The sequence below is a fragment of the Achromobacter sp. D7-1 genome, from assembly GCF_059760445.1.
Genome location: NZ_JCBAMT010000009.1, coordinates 70,743 through 87,171 on the forward strand (window position 1 = coordinate 70,743; position 16,429 = coordinate 87,171).

The 16,429-nt window shown below is 66.6% G+C and carries 14 protein-coding genes and 1 tRNA gene; 10 read left to right on the top strand and 5 right to left on the bottom strand.

Features of this window, described 5'->3' with window-relative positions; genetic code table 11:
- Positions 1-26 precede the first annotated feature (26 nt).
- Positions 27-809, top strand: coding sequence for a helix-turn-helix domain-containing protein (locus AC6LKD_RS06240; protein ID WP_492275990.1), 783 nt, complete (start codon positions 27-29; stop codon positions 807-809).
- Between the two features lie 186 nt (positions 810-995).
- Positions 996-1,859 (top strand): alpha/beta hydrolase, encoded by an 864-nt coding sequence (locus AC6LKD_RS06245; RefSeq protein WP_498115541.1) that lies wholly within the window; start codon positions 996-998, stop codon positions 1,857-1,859.
- Positions 1,860-1,870: 11 nt separating this feature from the next.
- On the opposite strand, the gene AC6LKD_RS06250 is transcribed toward AC6LKD_RS06245, so the two are convergent.
- Positions 1,871-2,332, bottom strand: coding sequence for a YkgJ family cysteine cluster protein (locus AC6LKD_RS06250; protein WP_498115542.1), 462 nt, complete (start codon positions 2,330-2,332; stop codon positions 1,871-1,873).
- A 229-nt stretch (positions 2,333-2,561) separates the two neighbouring features.
- Between AC6LKD_RS06250 and AC6LKD_RS06255 the strand changes: the two genes are divergently transcribed.
- Positions 2,562-3,167, top strand: coding sequence for a DNA-3-methyladenine glycosylase I (locus AC6LKD_RS06255; RefSeq protein ID WP_013391579.1), 606 nt, complete (start codon positions 2,562-2,564; stop codon positions 3,165-3,167).
- Between the two features lie 18 nt (positions 3,168-3,185).
- On the opposite strand, the gene AC6LKD_RS06260 is transcribed toward AC6LKD_RS06255, so the two are convergent.
- Positions 3,186-5,108 (bottom strand): LTA synthase family protein, encoded by a 1,923-nt coding sequence (locus tag AC6LKD_RS06260; protein WP_013391580.1) that lies wholly within the window; start codon positions 5,106-5,108, stop codon positions 3,186-3,188.
- 345 nt (positions 5,109-5,453) lie between these two features.
- Between AC6LKD_RS06260 and AC6LKD_RS06265 the strand changes: the two genes are divergently transcribed.
- Positions 5,454-7,541, top strand: a complete 2,088-nt coding sequence (locus tag AC6LKD_RS06265) for an AsmA family protein (RefSeq protein ID WP_498115543.1) — start codon at positions 5,454-5,456, stop codon at positions 7,539-7,541.
- Positions 7,542-7,546: 5 nt separating this feature from the next.
- Here AC6LKD_RS06265 and AC6LKD_RS06270 read toward each other — a convergent pair whose 3' ends face one another.
- Together AC6LKD_RS06270 and AC6LKD_RS06275 are read right to left on the bottom strand one after the other, a co-directional pair.
- Positions 7,547-9,136 carry a GGDEF domain-containing protein gene (locus tag AC6LKD_RS06270; protein ID WP_498115544.1) on the bottom strand — a complete coding sequence of 530 codons (1,590 nt, stop codon included), beginning with the start codon at positions 9,134-9,136 and terminating at the stop codon, positions 7,547-7,549.
- 11 nt (positions 9,137-9,147) lie between these two features.
- A complete protein-coding gene (locus AC6LKD_RS06275; RefSeq protein WP_498115562.1) occupies positions 9,148-9,792 on the bottom strand; it encodes a TetR/AcrR family transcriptional regulator in 645 nt (214 codons plus the stop codon).
- Positions 9,793-9,907: 115 nt separating this feature from the next.
- Here AC6LKD_RS06275 and AC6LKD_RS06280 point away from each other — a divergent pair, with 115 nt between their 5' ends.
- From AC6LKD_RS06280 to AC6LKD_RS06305, 6 genes are all read left to right on the top strand, one after another.
- Entirely contained in the window at positions 9,908-10,654 is a 747-nt protein-coding gene (locus AC6LKD_RS06280) for an SDR family oxidoreductase (protein ID WP_498115545.1), read from the top strand.
- Positions 10,655-10,805: 151 nt separating this feature from the next.
- Positions 10,806-10,881: transfer RNA gene (locus AC6LKD_RS06285), tRNA-Lys, on the top strand.
- Between the two features lie 196 nt (positions 10,882-11,077).
- Positions 11,078-11,593 (top strand): sigma-70 family RNA polymerase sigma factor, encoded by a 516-nt coding sequence (locus AC6LKD_RS06290; RefSeq protein ID WP_492275994.1) that lies wholly within the window; start codon positions 11,078-11,080, stop codon positions 11,591-11,593.
- Complete coding sequence (locus tag AC6LKD_RS06295) at positions 11,590-12,558, top strand: FecR family protein (RefSeq protein ID WP_498115546.1); 969 nt, start codon at positions 11,590-11,592, stop codon at positions 12,556-12,558. The genes AC6LKD_RS06290 and AC6LKD_RS06295 overlap by 4 nt, the downstream gene beginning before the upstream one ends.
- A gap of 88 nt (positions 12,559-12,646) precedes the next feature.
- Positions 12,647-15,079, top strand: coding sequence for a TonB-dependent siderophore receptor (locus tag AC6LKD_RS06300; RefSeq protein WP_498115547.1), 2,433 nt, complete (start codon positions 12,647-12,649; stop codon positions 15,077-15,079).
- Positions 15,080-15,179: 100 nt separating this feature from the next.
- Positions 15,180-15,836, top strand: a complete 657-nt coding sequence (locus AC6LKD_RS06305) for an HAD family hydrolase (protein ID WP_013391588.1) — start codon at positions 15,180-15,182, stop codon at positions 15,834-15,836.
- Between the two features lie 51 nt (positions 15,837-15,887).
- Here AC6LKD_RS06305 and AC6LKD_RS06310 read toward each other — a convergent pair whose 3' ends face one another.
- Positions 15,888-16,367: an Lrp/AsnC family transcriptional regulator gene (locus tag AC6LKD_RS06310; RefSeq protein WP_013391589.1), complete on the bottom strand. Its 480-nt coding sequence runs from the start codon at positions 16,365-16,367 to the stop codon at positions 15,888-15,890.
- Positions 16,368-16,429: the final 62 nt, after the last annotated feature.

Below are 16,429 nucleotides of genomic sequence, written 5' to 3' on the forward strand. Positions count from 1 at the left end.
CAACCTGTAGCTCAAACCTGCCAACCATGCTTCATGTGGCCGTGGCGCCTCCCCTGCCGGACGTATTGCTGACGCCGTTCAGCGTCCAGGGGCGGCGCGAATCCAAAGGTATTGCCGTGCCCTCTCATGTTCATGACGAGGGCATGCTGGTGCTGGTGCACGAGGGGCTGGTGGTGGTGCAGGCGGGCGCTCAGGTCTGGACGGTGATGCCGGGCAGCCTGGGCTGGATTCCGCCGGGCGTGCAGCATGGCGCACGCTGGTTCGGTGAGGCGCGCGGCTCGTTCCTGTATGTGCGCCGCGATGCCTGCGGGCGCCTGCCGGACCGCTGCCGGTCCTGGCCTGCGTCCCGGTTGATCGAAGCCTTGATGGAGCGCTTTACCTCGGTCCAGCCGAACACCACGTTGTCTCCCGCCTACCAGCAGCAGCTGTTCGACGTGCTGCTGGAAGAGCTCAAGCAGCGCGAGCATGAGCCCGTGCTGCTGCCGATGCCCGCCGATGCGCGCTTGCAGGATCTGGCGAATACCTTGCTGGACCGGCCCGACGACACTGCCGGCATCGACGAATGGGCGCAGCGGCTGAACATGTCCTCGCGCACGCTGATGCGCCGCTTCCGCCAGGAAACCGGCGTCACGCTGGGACAGTGGCGCCAGCAGGCCCGCCTGCTGCGCGCCCTGGAGCTGCTGTGCCGCGGCGGCTCGGTCACCGAGGCCGGCTTGTCGGTGGGCTACGAGAGCACCAGTGCCTTCATCGGCAGCTTCCGCGCCGCATTCGGCGTGACGCCCACGCGCTACCTGGCCGAACGCGAGTAGAGTGGCCCCTGCTGCGCGCTTTACGGATCTTCACGGTTCTCCGACAGTTTTGCCGATCTTCCCGAGCACCCCTTGCCTAGTATGACGCCAGGGTTGGACAGGACTTATCGTCCTGCCCGCCATGCATCAGGGGTGTTTCATGAATGACTTGTTTTTTCTTGCGTTGGCGCCGGCCAGGAGCGCGCCGTGAGCCAGCAACGCGTCGGCGCACTGCTCATCCACGGCTTGGGCGGCACCGAATTCGACATGGGCGCCATGCACAAGGTGCTGGCGCGCGCCGGGATCGAGCCCCACGGCGTGACCTTGCCCGGCCATGCCGGTTGTCCGGAAGACCTGCTTGATGTGCGGGTCGAGGACTGGATGGCGGTGGTCACGCAGCGCTATCGCGAACTCTGCGCGCAGTACGAGGTGCTGCACGTCATCGGGATGTGCCTGGGCGCCTTGCTGGCGGTGGAACTGTGCAAGCGCGAATCGCACACGCGGGGCGCGCTGGTGTCGCTGTCCGCGCCGGTATTCCTGGATGGATGGAGCACGCCCTGGTATCGGGCCTTGCGCTATCTGGTGTACCGCCTGCCGGGCGTGCCGCGCCGGATGCGGGTGCGCGAAGAGGATCCATACGGCGTGAAGAGCGAGCTGGTGCGCGCTTTCATCAAGGCGGGCTTTGCGCGCGGCGACGGCTTCCATTATCAATGGGTGCCGCTGGCTTGCGTGCGCCAGGTGGACCGGCTGCGCGGCATGGTCCAGCGGGGGCTGGAGCGCATGCGCTGTCCCACCTTGATCATGCACGCGGAAGAGGATGAACTGACCAGCCCGCGTTCAGCCCGGTTCCTGGCGCGGCGCATACCGGAGGCGACGGTGGTGATGCTGCAGGACAGTTATCACATGATCTGTGTGGATCAGGAACGCGAGCGCGTGATGCGCAACGTCCTGGGATTTTTGGGCAAGGACCCGGACATCGTCCGGATGCGCAGACGTTCGCGCGTGCCCGACGCCGATACCCCTCCCACGCCGGCGATGCTGGCGCAAGCCAGCCATTCCTGCGCGGGCTGAAAGCTGTTGCCTCAGGCCGCGGCGGGCTGGTTGGGGTGCATGGGGCCTTGCGGGTCGTTCTCGGCGTCCGGCCGCGGCGGCACCGGGGACAGCCCCAGCGTCAGCCGCAGACGTTGGCAATCGGGGTTGGGCGAACCGTCGGGCATCCAGATGTCGAATTCCCGGCAAGGCGTGGGGCGGTTCTCGTAAATGGCGCAATGGATGCCGGGCTGGCCGGGTTCGCCGCGCAGCGAGACGCAGCGGCCGCCGCCGGTTTCCGTGCCCTTCATGCAGGCGCGCAGCGGACTCATCTGGGTGACCAGCTCCACCGGTACGTGGCCGCCGTTTTCGCCGGCCAATTCGCCGCAATAGAACGACACCCTGAAATGCGCGCAGCATGCCCCGCAGTCCAGACAGGGGTTGGCGGCCGGATCGTCGCCAGCCAGGACGGCGGGGGAGACGAAGGAGAGGAGCGAGGACTCTAGCAGGGTCATGGAGCGCGGAAGGCTGAAAACCTGTCCAGGCCCCGGCAAGCTCGCAAAACGGGCCGCGTGTTGCGGACCCCCGTACAGCGCCGGGACGCGCGTGGACAGGGCCGGCGCGGGATCAGGGCTGCAAATATTAGCGGGATATGATCGACGGCCGCCATGATTTTTTTGCCCTTTTATCGGGGACGTTGCTGCGGTAGCATCGGTAGCCCCGATAGCGGCCAGGAGCCTGCCCTTGAACGCCAAAACCGAATCCCCCGACGGCCTGGTCCGTTGCGGCTGGGTGGACACGTCCGCCGAATACATGGCCTACCACGATACCGAGTGGGGCTACCCCGAAGGCGACGACCGGGCGCTGTTCGAGCAGCTCTGCCTGGAGGGGTTCCAGTCGGGCTTGAGCTGGCGCACCATCCTGTCCAAGCGCGACGCGTTCCGCCGTGGTTTCGCCAACTTCGAACCCGCCAAGGTGGCGCGTTTCGGCGAAAAAGAGGTGCTGAGGCTGCTGGGCGACGCGGGCATCGTGCGCCATCGCGGCAAGATCGAAGCCGTGATCAACAATGCCGCCCGCGCGCTGGAGATGATCGAGCGGGAGGGCTCGCTGGGCGCCTACCTGTGGCGCTTCGAAGCGCCGAAAGGGGCGCCGTCCACGCGTGGCGCCTCGACTTCGGCGCAATCCGAGGCCCTGTCCAAGGCGTTGAAGAAACTGGGCTGGAAGTTCGTCGGGCCCACCACGGTATACGCCTTCATGCAGTCGGTGGGCATGGTGAATGACCACAGCCCCGATTGCCATTGCCACGCCGCCAGCGAAAAGGCCCGCAAGGCGTTCAAGCGGCCGGCGTAGCGGCCGCCGGGCGGGGGTTCAGGCGGCCGGCTTTTCGCTGGAGCCGGACGATTCGGCAGCCTGGCCTGGCAGGCTGTAGCGGCCTTCGCGATAGGCCCAGCTGGGCCACAGCGCATGCGCCAGCGCCTCGGCGGCCAGGTCCGGATCCAGCGGCATGGGCGCGTATTCCTCGGGCGCCGTATAGCGGTACTGCAGCGGCGTCTTGTTGGGCGCCATCACCAGCAGCTCGTCTTCCTTCAGGTAGCCGTAGGTGCTGTCGTATTGCATGATGGCCCGGCCCGGCGTGCTGCGGGTGAGGTCATGGCCGATCATCGGATGCTCTGTGTCCACGCCTATCAGCGACAGCAGGGTCGGCGCCAGGTCGATCTGGCTGATCAGGCGGTCGTCGCGCCGCGGCTCGATGCCGGCACCCAGGATGACGGCCGGAATGTGGAAGTGGCGCACGGGCACCAGGCTGGCGCCGAAGACGCGGGAATCGTGGTCAGCCGCCACCAGGAACACGGTGTTCTCCCAGTACGGCGAGGCCTTGGCGCGTTCGAAGAACCGGCCCAGCGCCCAGTCGGCGTAGCGCACGGTGTTTTCCACGGTGGCCGGGTTGCCGTCGGTCTGGATGCGGCCCGCCGGGTACTCCCAGGGCGAATGGTTGGACACGCTGAAGGCCAGCGTGAAGGTGGGCTGGTCGCCGTCTTCGCGCAGCAGCCGGTCCAGCTGGTTGAACATGTCCTCGTCCGAGGCGCCCCAGGTGCCGACGAAGGCCGGATCCACGAAGTCGGAGCGGTCCACGATCTGCTTGAAGCCGTTGCCCAGGAAGAAGCCCTTCATATTGTCGAAGTGCGATTCGCCGCCATAGATGAAGCGCGAGTGGTAGCCGTGGCGTCCGAGCAGGTCGGCCAGCGAGAAGAAGCCGCGCTGCGAGCGCGGCAGCTTCAGCACCGCCTGGGCGGGGGTGGGCAGAAAGCCGGTGACCACCGCTTCCAGTCCACGCACCGAGCGGGTGCCCGTGGCGTAGGCGCGGGTGAAGGTCCAGGCCTCGCGCGCCAGGGCGTCCAGCTCCGGCGTCAGGTCGGCGCCACCCAGGCCGGCGCAATACTGCGCGCCCAGGCTTTCTTCCAGGATGATCACCAGGTTGAGCGGCCGCGCCGTCTTGCGGCTGGCCGGCTGGCGGTGCAGGCTGGGGTAGTCCGGGTTGGCGGGCGGGTTGGGCAGGCCGGCCTGCGCCAGCACCAGCCCGTGCATCTTGTCGTCGTCCATGCCGCCGTACACGGCGGAGGCGGACTTTTCGTTCTTCATGCTGTAGACGGCGTAGAACACGTTGTAGAGCGAGTTCAGCGCCAGCGTGTTGAGCATGCCGTCCGAGCTGTAGGCGACCGAGGACGGGTTGATCGGGCGATGGCCCAAGGTGCCGCGGATGGCGAGGATGACGATGGCCAGGATCGCCAGGCTGGCCAGCGGCATCTGCCACCAGCTCAGCGGCGCGTCGGGCTGGGCGTGGCCGAACAGGCCGTAGGCGCCCCAGCCGATCAGCGCCACGACCGCCAGGCCGCCCACCAGCGCGCCCTTGTAGCCGCGCCAGAGCATGCCGGAGACTTCGCGGGGATGTTTCAGATACTCGACGAACAGCCGGTTGGGGCGGGAGTCGTATTCGATGATGAAGGGCGGCGTGGCCACTTCCAGGAAGGCCAGCAGGATGAAAGCGACCAGGTACCAGTAGCCGGCCAGGGTGGCGGCCAGCGGGATGTGGCCGAACAAAGGCGACAGCACGGCCGGCAGCGCCGCCAGCACGGCGATCTGGTGCGCATCGATGCGCAGTCCGCCCAGCAGCAGGGGGATCAGCCCCCCGGCATCGCGCACGCGCTTGGACTGCCAGGCGGCCAGCGCCAGGCGGCTGAGCGTCAGCAGCGCAAACGCCGCCACCACGAAAATCAAGGTCGAATGCCGCATCGGGCCTCCAGGTTGTTCTGCTGCCCGGTCCGATGGGCCGGGGTCTGTCGTTCAGGCATTTGAGCGGTGCCGGCGTCGAAAATTCGGTAGGCGCCGGTGCTCGGGTCATCTTTCGCAGCGCGCAGCCATTTCGTTTTGTAACTGGCTGCTGCGCGGCCAGGCACGCGCCATGCTGGGCAAACCCCGGGCGACGCGTGCCGAGCGGCTTCGCGGGGGCGTCGAGCCTGGAAAAATCCGCACACATTATGGGGCCGGCAACGCCGGACCAAGCCGCGGGCCGCGATACCCTTGGAGGTAACAGGAGCCGGCAGCGGTACGCCGGCCGCAATGCCAAGGATAATAACCATGACGCGCTCTGGAAAAATAGCGATCGGGATTGTAGGGGGAGCGGCGCTCCTCGTGGCGGTACTGGTGGTGGTGATCGCCACCTTCGACTGGAACCGCGCCAAGCCCTTCATTAACGAGCGGGCCAGCGCCGCGATCGGACGCCCCTTCGCCATCAACGGCGATCTCAGCGTTGAATGGGGGCGTGACTCCGACGGGGGCGGCTGGCGCGCCTGGGTGCCATGGCCGCACATCATCGCCAATGACATATCGGTGGGCAATGCGCCCTGGGCCAAGGCGCCGCAGTTCGCGACCCTCAAGCGCGGAGAGCTCAGCCTGGCGCTACTGCCGCTGCTGCGCCAGCGCGTCGTCATCCGCCGCATCCAGCTGACCGAGCCCGCCGCCGACCTGCAGCGGCTGGCCGACGGCCGCGCCAACTGGGAGTTCACCCTGCCGGAAACCGGCGAACCGTCGCCTTGGGTGCTGGACATCAACGAGATCGGCTTCGACAAGGGCCGTGTGGGGCTGGTGGACGAGGTCCTCAAGGCAGACCTGACCGTGCTGGTGGATCCCCTGGGCAAGCCGGTGCCGTTCGCGGACGTGGCCGGCGCGGCCTTCGCGGCGGAAGAGGGCGGCCCCGCGCCCTCGCCGCGCGACTATGTGTTCGGCTGGAAGCTGGACGGCAAGTACAAGGGCCTGGCCACCAAGGGCGAAGGTAAGGTCGGCGGCATGCTGGCCCTGCAGGACGCCAGGCAACCCTTTCCGGTGCAGGCGGACGTGGCTATCGGCGGCACCCGGGCGTCGGTGGCCGGCACCCTGACCGACCCGGTCAACCTCGGCGCGCTGGACCTGCGGCTGAAGCTGTCGGGCGCATCCATGGCGCAGCTGTATCCGCTAACCGGGGTCACCCTGCCGGACACGCCGCCGTATTCCACCGACGGCCATCTGGTGGCCAAGCTGCGTAATCCCGGTGGCGCGGTGTTCGACTACAAGGGCTTCAACGGCAAGGTGGGCAATAGCGATCTGCATGGCGACATCAGCTTCGCGCTGGGCATGCCGCGGCCCAAGCTGACCGGCAAGCTTTCCTCCAAGCAGTTGCGCATGGAGGACTTGGGGCCGCTGATCGGCGTGCCGTCGGGCAAGGTCGCGGGCGCGGCAACGGACCAGGCCAAGGACGCGCCGGCCAAGCCCAAAGGCGGCAAGGTGCTGCCTACCCAGGCCTTTCGAACCGACCGCTGGCGCGACATGGACGCCGACGTCTCGCTGGATGCGGGCCGCATCGTGCACGACAGCAAGTTGCCGCTGTCGGACCTGTCCGTGCATCTGGTGTTGCAGGACGGCAAGCTGGCCCTGGAACCCCTGCGCTTCGGGATGGCCGGGGGCAACATCAATTCCACCATACGGCTCGATGGCTCCGGCGCTACTCTGACCGGTCGAGTCGACATCAGCGCACGCCGCCTGCGGCTCAAGCAGCTCTTTCCCGGCACCGCCGCCATGCAGAAAACGCTGGGCGAGCTGAATGGCGACATGGCGGTGAGCGGCGCGGGGAACTCGGTCGCGGCCTTGTTGGGTACCGCGACGGGCGATGTGAAGATGCTGGTCAATGACGGTGTGATCAGCCGCAGCCTGATGGAGATAGCGGGGCTCAACGTCGGCAACTACGTCGTTTCCAAGCTGTTCGGCGACGACGAGGTGAAGATCAACTGCGGCGCGGCCGACCTGGAAATGAAGAGCGGCGTCATGACGCCGCGGGTGTTCGTGTTTGATACCGAGAACGCGCTCATCAGCATTACCGGCACGGCCGACTTCAAGAACGAGAAGCTGGACATGGACATTACTCCGGACAGCAAGGGCTTCCGTATCTTCTCGCTGCGCTCTCCCTTGTACGTCCGCGGCACCTTCGGCTCGCCGGACGTGGGCGTGCACGTGCTGCCTTTAGCCGCGCGCGGCGCGGGCATGGTCGCTTTGGGGGTGTTGCTGACGCCGGCTGCCGGTCTGTTGGCCCTGGTCGCGCCCAGCACCACGGACGAGAACGCCTGCGGCCCCTTGCTCGAACAGATGCGCAAGCCGCCCAAGGCGCCCGCGCCCGCCACGGCGAAGGGCAAATAGGCGACTCAGGCCGGCGACGCCATGCGCGCGCCGGCCTGGGCGTTGTCGTCCGCGACGCAGACCGCGTTGCGGCCATGGTTCTTGGCGTAATAAAGGGCTTGGTCCGCGCGTTGCAGGACGGCGTCCAGGGTCACGCCATGTTCCGGGTAGGCCGCGACGCCGGCCGAAATGGTGAGCGGAATGGCGATCACACCGGGCTCGGCTGCGATACGCAGGCGCAGCCGTTCCACCAGTCCGATCGCAGCCTCCAGCGGCGCGCCGGGCAGCAGCATGACGAATTCCTCGCCGCCTGCGCGCGCAAGGGTGTCACCGCTGCGCGATCCTTCACTCATCAATTGCGCCAGTTCACGCAGCGCGCGATCGCCCGCCGCGTGGCCATGGCGGTCATTGATGTGCTTGAAGTGGTCGATATCGATGGCCACGATCGCCACCGGCTGTTCCTCGGCCTGCAACAGCGCCAGGGCCTCGTTCAGGCCGCGCCGGTTCAACAAGCCAGTCAAGGTGTCGGTGGTGGTCTCGCGGCGCAGGTCGCGGATCTTGTGGTGGATCGAGGCCAGCCCCATCAGCAGCGCGCGCTTTAGCTGCGCGGCTTCCGAGTACCACGAGCGCACATGGCGGATGCGGTCCGCCGAGTCCGGGTTCTGCATATGCGTGGCGATGCTGGCCAGTTCCCCCAGCGGCCGGGCGATCCAGCGCGACAACAGCCAGATGGACGCCAGCGACAGCAGCAGCAGCGGCAAGGTCTGGCGGGCCGTGGCCAGCAGCAGATCGCTCAGGGGCTGCAAGGTGGCATCCACCGGGCGTTGAGCGATGATGCTCCAGCCCATGCTCGGCACGGGCGCATAGCCTGCCAGCATTTCGCGGCCATGTTCATCCGTGTAGCGCATTTCACCAGTTTCGCCGCGCAGGGCGGCGGCGAAGTCGCTTGGCGAAGGGACGATCCGCCCCAGGCTGCCGCGGTCGGAATGGTAGATCTGCGCGCCGTTGCGATCCAGGACGTACAGGGAGGACTCGCCACGATAGAAATGCTGATTCAGCAGATGGTCCAGCGCATTGTGCTCATGCAGGTAGAACGCGCCGCCGAAAAAGCCCAGGTAGCGGGCGTCGGCCGAAAAAATCGGGTGGGTGTAGAGAATCATCCAGCGGTTCTGGCGGCCTATGTAGGCGGCGCCGACAGTCGGGCGCTGATTGGCTATCGCCTCTATGGTCGCTTCGCTGCGCAGCTGCTGCCCCAGCAAATCCTGGCCCGACGTCGATGTCGCCAACACCTTGCCTTGAGGCGAGACGATAAAGGTGGAGTTGAAGTGGGCCAGCTGCCGTTCCTGCCGTAGCGTCTCGGCCGCCATGTGTTCGGGATGGGTCTCCATGTCGGCCAGCATTTCGGCGCTATATGACAGATAGCGCCTCAGATCGGTCAGGAAAATCTCGGTCGTGGATGCCAGCTTGGAGGCATAGGCCCGGTTGAGTTCCAGTGCGGTATGCAGCAGCAGGTCGCGCTGCACCACGTAGCTCGCGTGCAGGCTGCCGACCAGCGCCAGGGCGACCGAAAAAAGACAGATCCACAGGATGAGACGCCGCAGATCGATCCGGAACATGACGCGATCCATCAGGCGCGGACCCGGCCTTGCGGCAAGCCGGAGGACGGCGGGCTCGCGGTCAGCGCATCCCAGGCGCACATCGCCTGTCTGGCCACGGCTTGCAGGGTTTTGCGGGTGGCGCCGTCGCGCGCCTGGATCGACATGCCGTGCAGCACGGTGGTGTAGAAGGCGGCCAGGCTCTTGAGGTCGGTGCCTGTCGGCAGTTCCCCCTCGGATGCGCCGGCCTGGAGACGGGCCAGGATGCGGCTTTGCATTTCGCGGCGGTTGTCGCCCAGGAAATCGCCCACGCCGGTCTGATTCATGCAGCCTGCCGGCGCGCCCAGCACGATCATGCAGCCAGACGGCGTGCCGGGAGCGGTAAAGCGTTCTGCCGATGCCAGCAGCATGGACAGAATGGCTTCGCGGGCGGTGGGCGCATCTTGCAGCGCGCGCCGCGCCGAACCGCCCTCGGTTTCGCGGTAGAGCTCCACCGCTTCGCGGAATAGTCCTTCCTTTGAGCCGAATGCCCCATAGAGGCTGGGCGAATTGATGCCCATCGCCGCCGTGAGGTCGGTCAGCGATGCTCCGTCATATCCCTTCGACCAGAAGACGTCCATGGCCTTGTGCAAGGCCTGGGCCCGGTCGAAGTTCCGGGGGCGCCCACGTTCTGCCATGGCCATGATTTTACCTGGCAGGGATTTTTGTGGTGATCGATAAAAAAATAGTTGACGGACGTTGGCTGGCTCGGCGAATATATTTGTACTGATCACTACAAATATAGGTATGCCAATGTCGAATCTGACTGGGAAAGTTGTTTTTGTCACCGGCGGAAGCCGGGGTATCGGCGCCGCCATCGTGCGCCGCCTGGCGGCCGACGGGGCCGACGTGGCTTTCACCTACGTGAGCGCTTCCTCGGCCGCCACCGCGCAGGCGCTGGCGCGCGAATTGTCCGCGGACGGGCGCCGCGCGCTGGCGATCCAGGCGGACGCCGCGGATGCCACCGCGGTCCGGGGCGCCGTCGAACGGGCCATTGCCGAGCTCGGGCCTATCGACGTGCTGGTCAACAATGCCGGCATCTTTCTCACCGGCGCCATCGGCGAGACCAGCCTCGACGACTACGAGCGCACCATGGACATCAACGTGCGGGCGCCCTTCGTCGCCATCCAGGCGGCGCAGGATTCCATGCCGGACGGCGGCCGCATCATCAACATCGGCAGCTGCCTGGCCGGCCGCGCCGGCCGCGCCGGCGTCGCGCTGTACGCCGCCAGCAAGTCCGCGCTGGTCGGCCTGACCCAGGGCCTGGCGCGCGACCTGGGCGCACGCGGCATCACCGCCAATGTGGTGCACCCCGGCCCTATCGACACCGACATGAATCCCGCCGACGGCGCGCATGCGGCAGATCTGGTGGCTGTGCTGTCCCTGCCGCACTACGGCGAAGCCCGCGACATCGCCGGCATGGTGGCGTTCCTGGCCGGGCCGGAAGGGCGCTACGTCACGGGCGCGAGCCTGTCGGTGGACGGCGGCTACGCCGCTTGATGCGGCCTGTTTGAAAGTTTTTTCGGGGCGACTTGCACAAACCAAAAAAGCTGCATATAATCTTGCTTCTTCGCACTACACACATAACGAAACGCAGCGGCGGCGGACTAAAAAACGCGCAGCAAAGCGGACGAGACTGAGTGAAGTTGCAGGGCTGTTAGCTCAGTTGGTAGAGCAGCGGACTCTTAATCCGTAGGTCGAGTGTTCGAGCCACTCACAGCCCACCAGAATTCCCAAAGGCCGTTGACGTCACCGTCAACGGCCTTTTTGTTTTTCCTGTTCAAGCGCGCGACGGCAGGCTGTGCGGCTCGCGGGAGCCATGAAAATGCATGCGCTGCGCCATTGAGAAAAGCGGGATGGCGGGACACGGACTTTTGATATGATTGCTAATCATTCTTGTTTCCAAATCTCGACGCGCGTGCCATGTCCGCTCCCGATACCGCCCGCCACGCGGCCTTGTTGACCTGGTACAGCGATCATCACGGTTGGCTGGTCGGATGGCTGCGCCGCAAGCTGGGTTCGTCCTGCGACGCGGCCGACTTTGCGCAGGATACCTTTGTGCGGCTGATCGGCCGCGACGATCTGGCGGCGATCAGGACGCCGCGCGCCTATCTCACAACGACCGCAACCCGCCTGGTGATCGACGACGCGCGCCGGCGCAAGCTCGAAGCGGTGTGCCTGGAGAGTTGGGCCATCCTGCATGGCGGCGAGGCGGCGCCCGCGCCTGAGCAGTTGCTCGAAACCGTGGAGATCCTGGCGGCGTTGGCGCGCATGCTCGATACCTTGCCCGCCAAGCCGCGCAGCGCCTTCCTGCTGCACAGGCTGGAAGGGCGGAACTACGGCGAGATCGCCGCCGAACTGGGCGTATCCACCAGCATGGTGAAGCAGTATGTTGCGCGCGCGCTTGCTCATTGTTACCTGGCGATGGAGGCGGCGTGAAGGCCGGTGCCGTTCCTGCCATCGTGGCGCACGCCGCGCAATGGATGGCCACGCTGCGCGATGAGGGCGCCAGCGACGCCGACCGCGAGGCCTGTCGGCGGTGGCGGGCGGCGGATCCGCAGCACGAGAAGGTCTACCGCCGGCTCGAGGATCTTTGGGGCAGTTTCGACCAGGCGGCAGCCTTTGATTCTCCCGCGGCGGCCCGGCGCATCCTGGAGCAGTCCAGCCGCAAGCCGCGGACTGGCCGCCGCGCCCTGGGGGCGGCGGCGCTGGCTCTGCTGATCTGCGGTGCCGCGCTCTGGCGCATGGCGCCGCCGGCCTGGCTGTTGGCCGATCACCGCAGCGGAGTCGGCGAGTGGCGCGTCATTGAACTGGACGACCATAGCCGCATCACCCTGAACAGCGATTCGGCCATCGACGTGCGCTTCGATGGCCGCCAGCGTCTGATCACCTTGCGGCAAGGTGAAATCCTGGTCGATGTGGCGCACGAGGTTGCGGGGCGCCCCTTCCTGGTGCAGACGGCGGACGGCACTGCGCAGGCGCTGGGCACGCGTTATGCCGTGCGGCGTGGCGACGGCCATACGGATGTGATCGTGCAGGAATCCCGCGTGCGGGCCTGCGCCCAGGCGTCCGCGCCGGTGTGCGCCGATCTGGCGGCCGGGCAGCGCGTGCGCATGGGCGGCGGTCAGGTCGGCGAGGTCGAATCCGTCGATCCGGAGCAGGCGCTGGCCTGGACGCGGCGCAGCCTGGTGGTGGACAACCAGCCGCTGGCCGACGTGCTGGCGGAGCTGGGCCGCTACCGCAAGGGGCGGCTGCAATACGACGCAGGCGCGCTCGACGGCTTGCGCGTGTCGGGGGTGTTCCCGCTGGAAGCGCCTGATCAGGCGCTGGCCTCGCTGGCGGCCAGCCTCCCCATTACGGTCAGCCGATACACCTCTTGGCTGGTGCTGGTGCAGCGCCGTTGAAAAAAAATCCTGCATTCCGCTGTCCCTGGCGCGGTTTGCTTCGTCATGACTCATGAGTAGCCATCAATCTGGAGAGGGTCGTCCGCTCATGAGTCATTCCAAGTCTGCTGCGCGCGCCTTGCGCGCGCTGTCCGCCGCGGCCGCGTTGGCCGCGTTTCATCCTGCCTGGGCGCAGCCGCCGGCAGCGCCATCCGCGACGGCCGCCCGCGCGGTCGATGTGCCGCCCGGTCCGTTGGCGCCAGCGCTGAACCGTTATGCCGAACAGGCTGGCCTGGTCCTGTCGTTCGATCCGGCGTTGACCGCCGGGCTGCAAAGCCCGGGCCTGTCCGGCACGGTGGCGCCCCGCGAGGCGTTCGCTGGGCTGTTGGCCGGCACCGGCCTGGAGGCGGTTGCACGCGGCCAGGCCGGATACACCATCAGGCGCGCGCCCGGCGCCTCCACCAGCACGCTGGAGCCGATCACCGTGCATGGCAGCGGCGAGCAGGCCTGGGGGCCGGTCGACGGTTATGTCGCGCGCAAGAGCGCGACAGCCACCAAGACCGATACGCCGTTGATCGAGACGCCGCAGTCGATCAGCGTCATCACGCAGGCGCAGATGGCGGCGCAGGGCGTCAGCCGCGTGGACGAGGCTTTGCGCTACAGCGCGGGCGTGCGTACCGAGCCCATCTATGACACGCGCCGCGGCACTTACTACGTGCGTGGCTTCAATGTCGCCAACAACGGGCAGTATCTCGACGGCCTGAAGCTGGCCTACTCAGGCGGCTACGGTGGCTGGGAAGTCGATCCCTACACGCTGGAACGCCTGGAAGTCCTGCGCGGCCCCTCGTCCGTGTTGTACGGGCAGACCGTGCCCGGCGGTCTCGTCAACCAGGTCAGCAAGCGTCCGCTGGAGACGCGCAGTGGCGAACTGGCGGTGCAGTACGGCAGCTTTGATTGGAAGCAGCTCTCGGGCGACTTCACCGGCCCGCTGGACGATGCGGGCCATTGGCTCTACCGTCTGACGGCGGTGGGGCGCGAGGGTGGCACGCAGACCAATCACGTCGACGACGACCGCGTCCTGCTGGCGCCGTCGCTGACCTGGAAGCCGAGCGCGGCGACCTCGATCACGCTGCTGGCGCAGTACCAGCACGACCGCACAGGCAATACGGCCAACTTCCTGCCGGCGGCAGGCACGCTCTGGCCTGTTGCCAACGGCCATATCCCCGTGGACTTCTTCACGGGCGACCCGACCTTTGACCAGACCGACCGGCGCAAGGCGCAAATCGGCTACCTGGCCGAGCACCGGGTCAACGATCAGCTGACGCTGCGCCAGAACTTGCGCTATTCCACGCTGGACGTCGATTACCGCAGCCTGGGGGCGAACGGCGGCTGGGTGCAGACGCGCGAGCCCTACACGGACCTGCGCCGGATTTCGCTGGTCAGCAAAGAGGGCTTCCATTTGTTCACGCTGGACAATCAGGCGCAGTTCAACCTGTCTCATGGACCAGTGGCGCACACATTGTTGTTGGGCGCGGATTACCAGGAATCGCGCTTCGACCGACTTTACGGCTTGCGCACGGCCGCGGTGGACCCGATCAATGTGTGGAACCCGGCGTATGGCCGGCCGTTTCCCGGCGCGACGCCGCAGGCGTCCAACGACACCAACCAGGTGCGCCGGCAGTTCGGCCTGTATGCGCAGGACCAGATCAAGTTCTACGACAAATTGGTGCTGCAGTTGGCCGGCCGCTACGATTGGGCGCGTTCCACCACCGGTGAGACGATCCTGCGTACCGGCGTGGAAACCACGACGCGCACCAATGACGAACAGTTCAGCGGCAAGGTTGGGCTGGTCTATCTGGCCGACAACGGTCTCGCGCCCTACGCGTCGTACACCGAGTCCTTCGAGCCGGTGGCGGGCGCGGGCTACGGCGGCACGCCATTCGAACCCACGCGCGGCAAGCAGTATGAGATCGGCCTGAAGTATCAGCCGGCCGGCGCCCGCAGCTTTGCGCAAGTCTCGCTCTTCGATCTGCGCCAGACCAATGTGTCGACGGCGGACCTGGCCCATCCCGGCTTCAGCGTGCAGACCGGTGAAATCCGTTCGCGCGGCATCGAGTTGGAAGGCACCTGGGAAGTCACGCCGCAGTTGAACCTGCTCGCGTCCTATACATACAGTGACGTCAAGGTGACCAAGGCGGCGCGGACCGCGGTCAACCTGGGCAAGCGTCCGCCCTACATTCCCGATCACATGGCGTCGCTGTGGGCTGATTACCGCCTGTCGGCCACGGGACCGCTGGCCGGCTTGTGGTTTGGCGCGGGTGTGCGCTACATGGGGGCGACCAATGACATCCCGGATGCAGTGCGCGTGCCTGCCTACACGCTGGTGGACGCCGCGCTGCGCTATGACATGGGGAGCTACCAGTTCTCGTTGAACGCCAGCAACCTGTTCGACAAGCGCTATGTGGCGGCGTGCGACAGCGTGACCAACTGCTATTACGGCCTGGAGCGGACTGTCATGGCGCGGGTGGCTTACCGCTGGTAGGGCGATTAAGTTCAGGCTTAATGGTGGGTAAACGCAGGTTGAATCACAGCGGCTCCGATGCTCTTTATAGTGGCTCCGTACCCGTCCGAGAGAGCCGCGCATGTCCAGTACCGTCCATTTACCCGCCTATCCCCGCGCCGTGTTGTTCGACCTGCTTACCGCCTTGCTCGACTCCTGGACCGTATGGAACCGCGCCGCCGGCTCCGAGGCTGCCGGCCGAGCCTGGCGCGCGGAGTACCTGCGCCGCACCTATGGCTGCGGCGCCTATCAACCCTATGAGCGCCTGGTGCAGGAGGCCGCGTCCGCGGTCGGCCTGCCGGCGGCGGCGCCGGCCGCGCTGGAAGCGGGCTGGGACGAACTGCCTGCATGGGACGGCGCCCGAGAACTGTTGCAGGCCTTGCGGCCGCATTGCCGTCTGGCCGTGGTCACCAACTGTTCCGCCCGCCTGGGGCGGCGCGCCGCCGGCTTGCTGGGGGTGGATTGGGACGTGGTGGTGACGTCGGAGGAAGCAGGTTTCTACAAGCCCGATCCGCGCCCCTATGAACTGGCATTGGCGCAATTGCAGGTGCAGCCCTCGCAGGCCGCATTCGTCGCCGGGTCCGGTTATGACATGTTCGGCACCAGCAAGGTGGGCTTGCGCACGTATTGGCACAACCGGGTGGGACTGACGTTGCCGGAAGGCGCGGCGCGGCCTGAAGTGGAGTCCGCGCGGCTGGATGCGGCGCTGCCCTGGCTGGAACGGTTCGGCGCAGGCTGACGGCGAGCAATCCCTGGGGGCATGCCGCGCTTTGCCGGCGCGTTCCCGGCATCATCCCGCCGGCAACGAAATCGCATCTCCCAACCCTTTGACCTCCTTCAGCACGAAGGAGGTGTAGACCTCCTTCACGCCCGGCAAGGCGCCAAGTACGTAGCGCGCCAGATCGCCGAAGGCGTCCAAATCGCGGGCGATCACCGTCAACTGGTGATCGTAGCGGCCCGACACGCAATGGCAGGTCAGTACTTCCGGCACGTCCTTGATGGCGTCCTCGAACGCCTTGACGTGCTCCGCACCCTTCATGTCCAGCGAAATCCAGACGAACGCGGTCACGCCGAAGCCCAGCTTCTTGACGTCGACCTCGGCCCGGTAGCCGCGAATCACGCCCTCGTCTTCCAGGCGCTTGACGCGCCGCCAGCAAGGGGAGGGCGTGAGCGAAACGCGTTCGGCCAGATCGGCGCTGGACAGCCGTCCGTCGACCTGCAAGGCGGCCAGGATCTGCAGGTCTGTGGGGTCGAAATTCTTGTTTTGCACGATTTTTCCAAGAAATCCAGGATTTCGCCAATTTCAATCCAAAATATTACACGTTGACGTCA

Excerpts from the sequence above, each read along its gene's own strand:
- AC6LKD_RS06240 (WP_492275990.1), top strand. The coding sequence starts at position 27 with ATGCTTCATGTGGCCGTGGCGCCTCCCCTGCCGGACGTATTGCTGACG.
- AC6LKD_RS06250 (WP_498115542.1), bottom strand. The coding sequence starts at position 2,332 with ATGACCCTGCTAGAGTCCTCGCTCCTCTCCTTCGTCTCCCCCGCCGTC.
- AC6LKD_RS06260 (WP_013391580.1), bottom strand. The coding sequence starts at position 5,108 with ATGCGGCATTCGACCTTGATTTTCGTGGTGGCGGCGTTTGCGCTGCTG.
- AC6LKD_RS06265 (WP_498115543.1), top strand. The coding sequence starts at position 5,454 with ATGACGCGCTCTGGAAAAATAGCGATCGGGATTGTAGGGGGAGCGGCG.
- AC6LKD_RS06270 (WP_498115544.1), bottom strand. The coding sequence starts at position 9,136 with ATGTTCCGGATCGATCTGCGGCGTCTCATCCTGTGGATCTGTCTTTTT.
- AC6LKD_RS06275 (WP_498115562.1), bottom strand. The coding sequence starts at position 9,792 with ATGGCAGAACGTGGGCGCCCCCGGAACTTCGACCGGGCCCAGGCCTTG.
- AC6LKD_RS06280 (WP_498115545.1), top strand. The coding sequence starts at position 9,908 with ATGTCGAATCTGACTGGGAAAGTTGTTTTTGTCACCGGCGGAAGCCGG.
- AC6LKD_RS06290 (WP_492275994.1), top strand. The coding sequence starts at position 11,078 with ATGTCCGCTCCCGATACCGCCCGCCACGCGGCCTTGTTGACCTGGTAC.
- AC6LKD_RS06300 (WP_498115547.1), top strand. The coding sequence starts at position 12,647 with ATGAGTCATTCCAAGTCTGCTGCGCGCGCCTTGCGCGCGCTGTCCGCC.
- AC6LKD_RS06305 (WP_013391588.1), top strand. The coding sequence starts at position 15,180 with ATGTCCAGTACCGTCCATTTACCCGCCTATCCCCGCGCCGTGTTGTTC.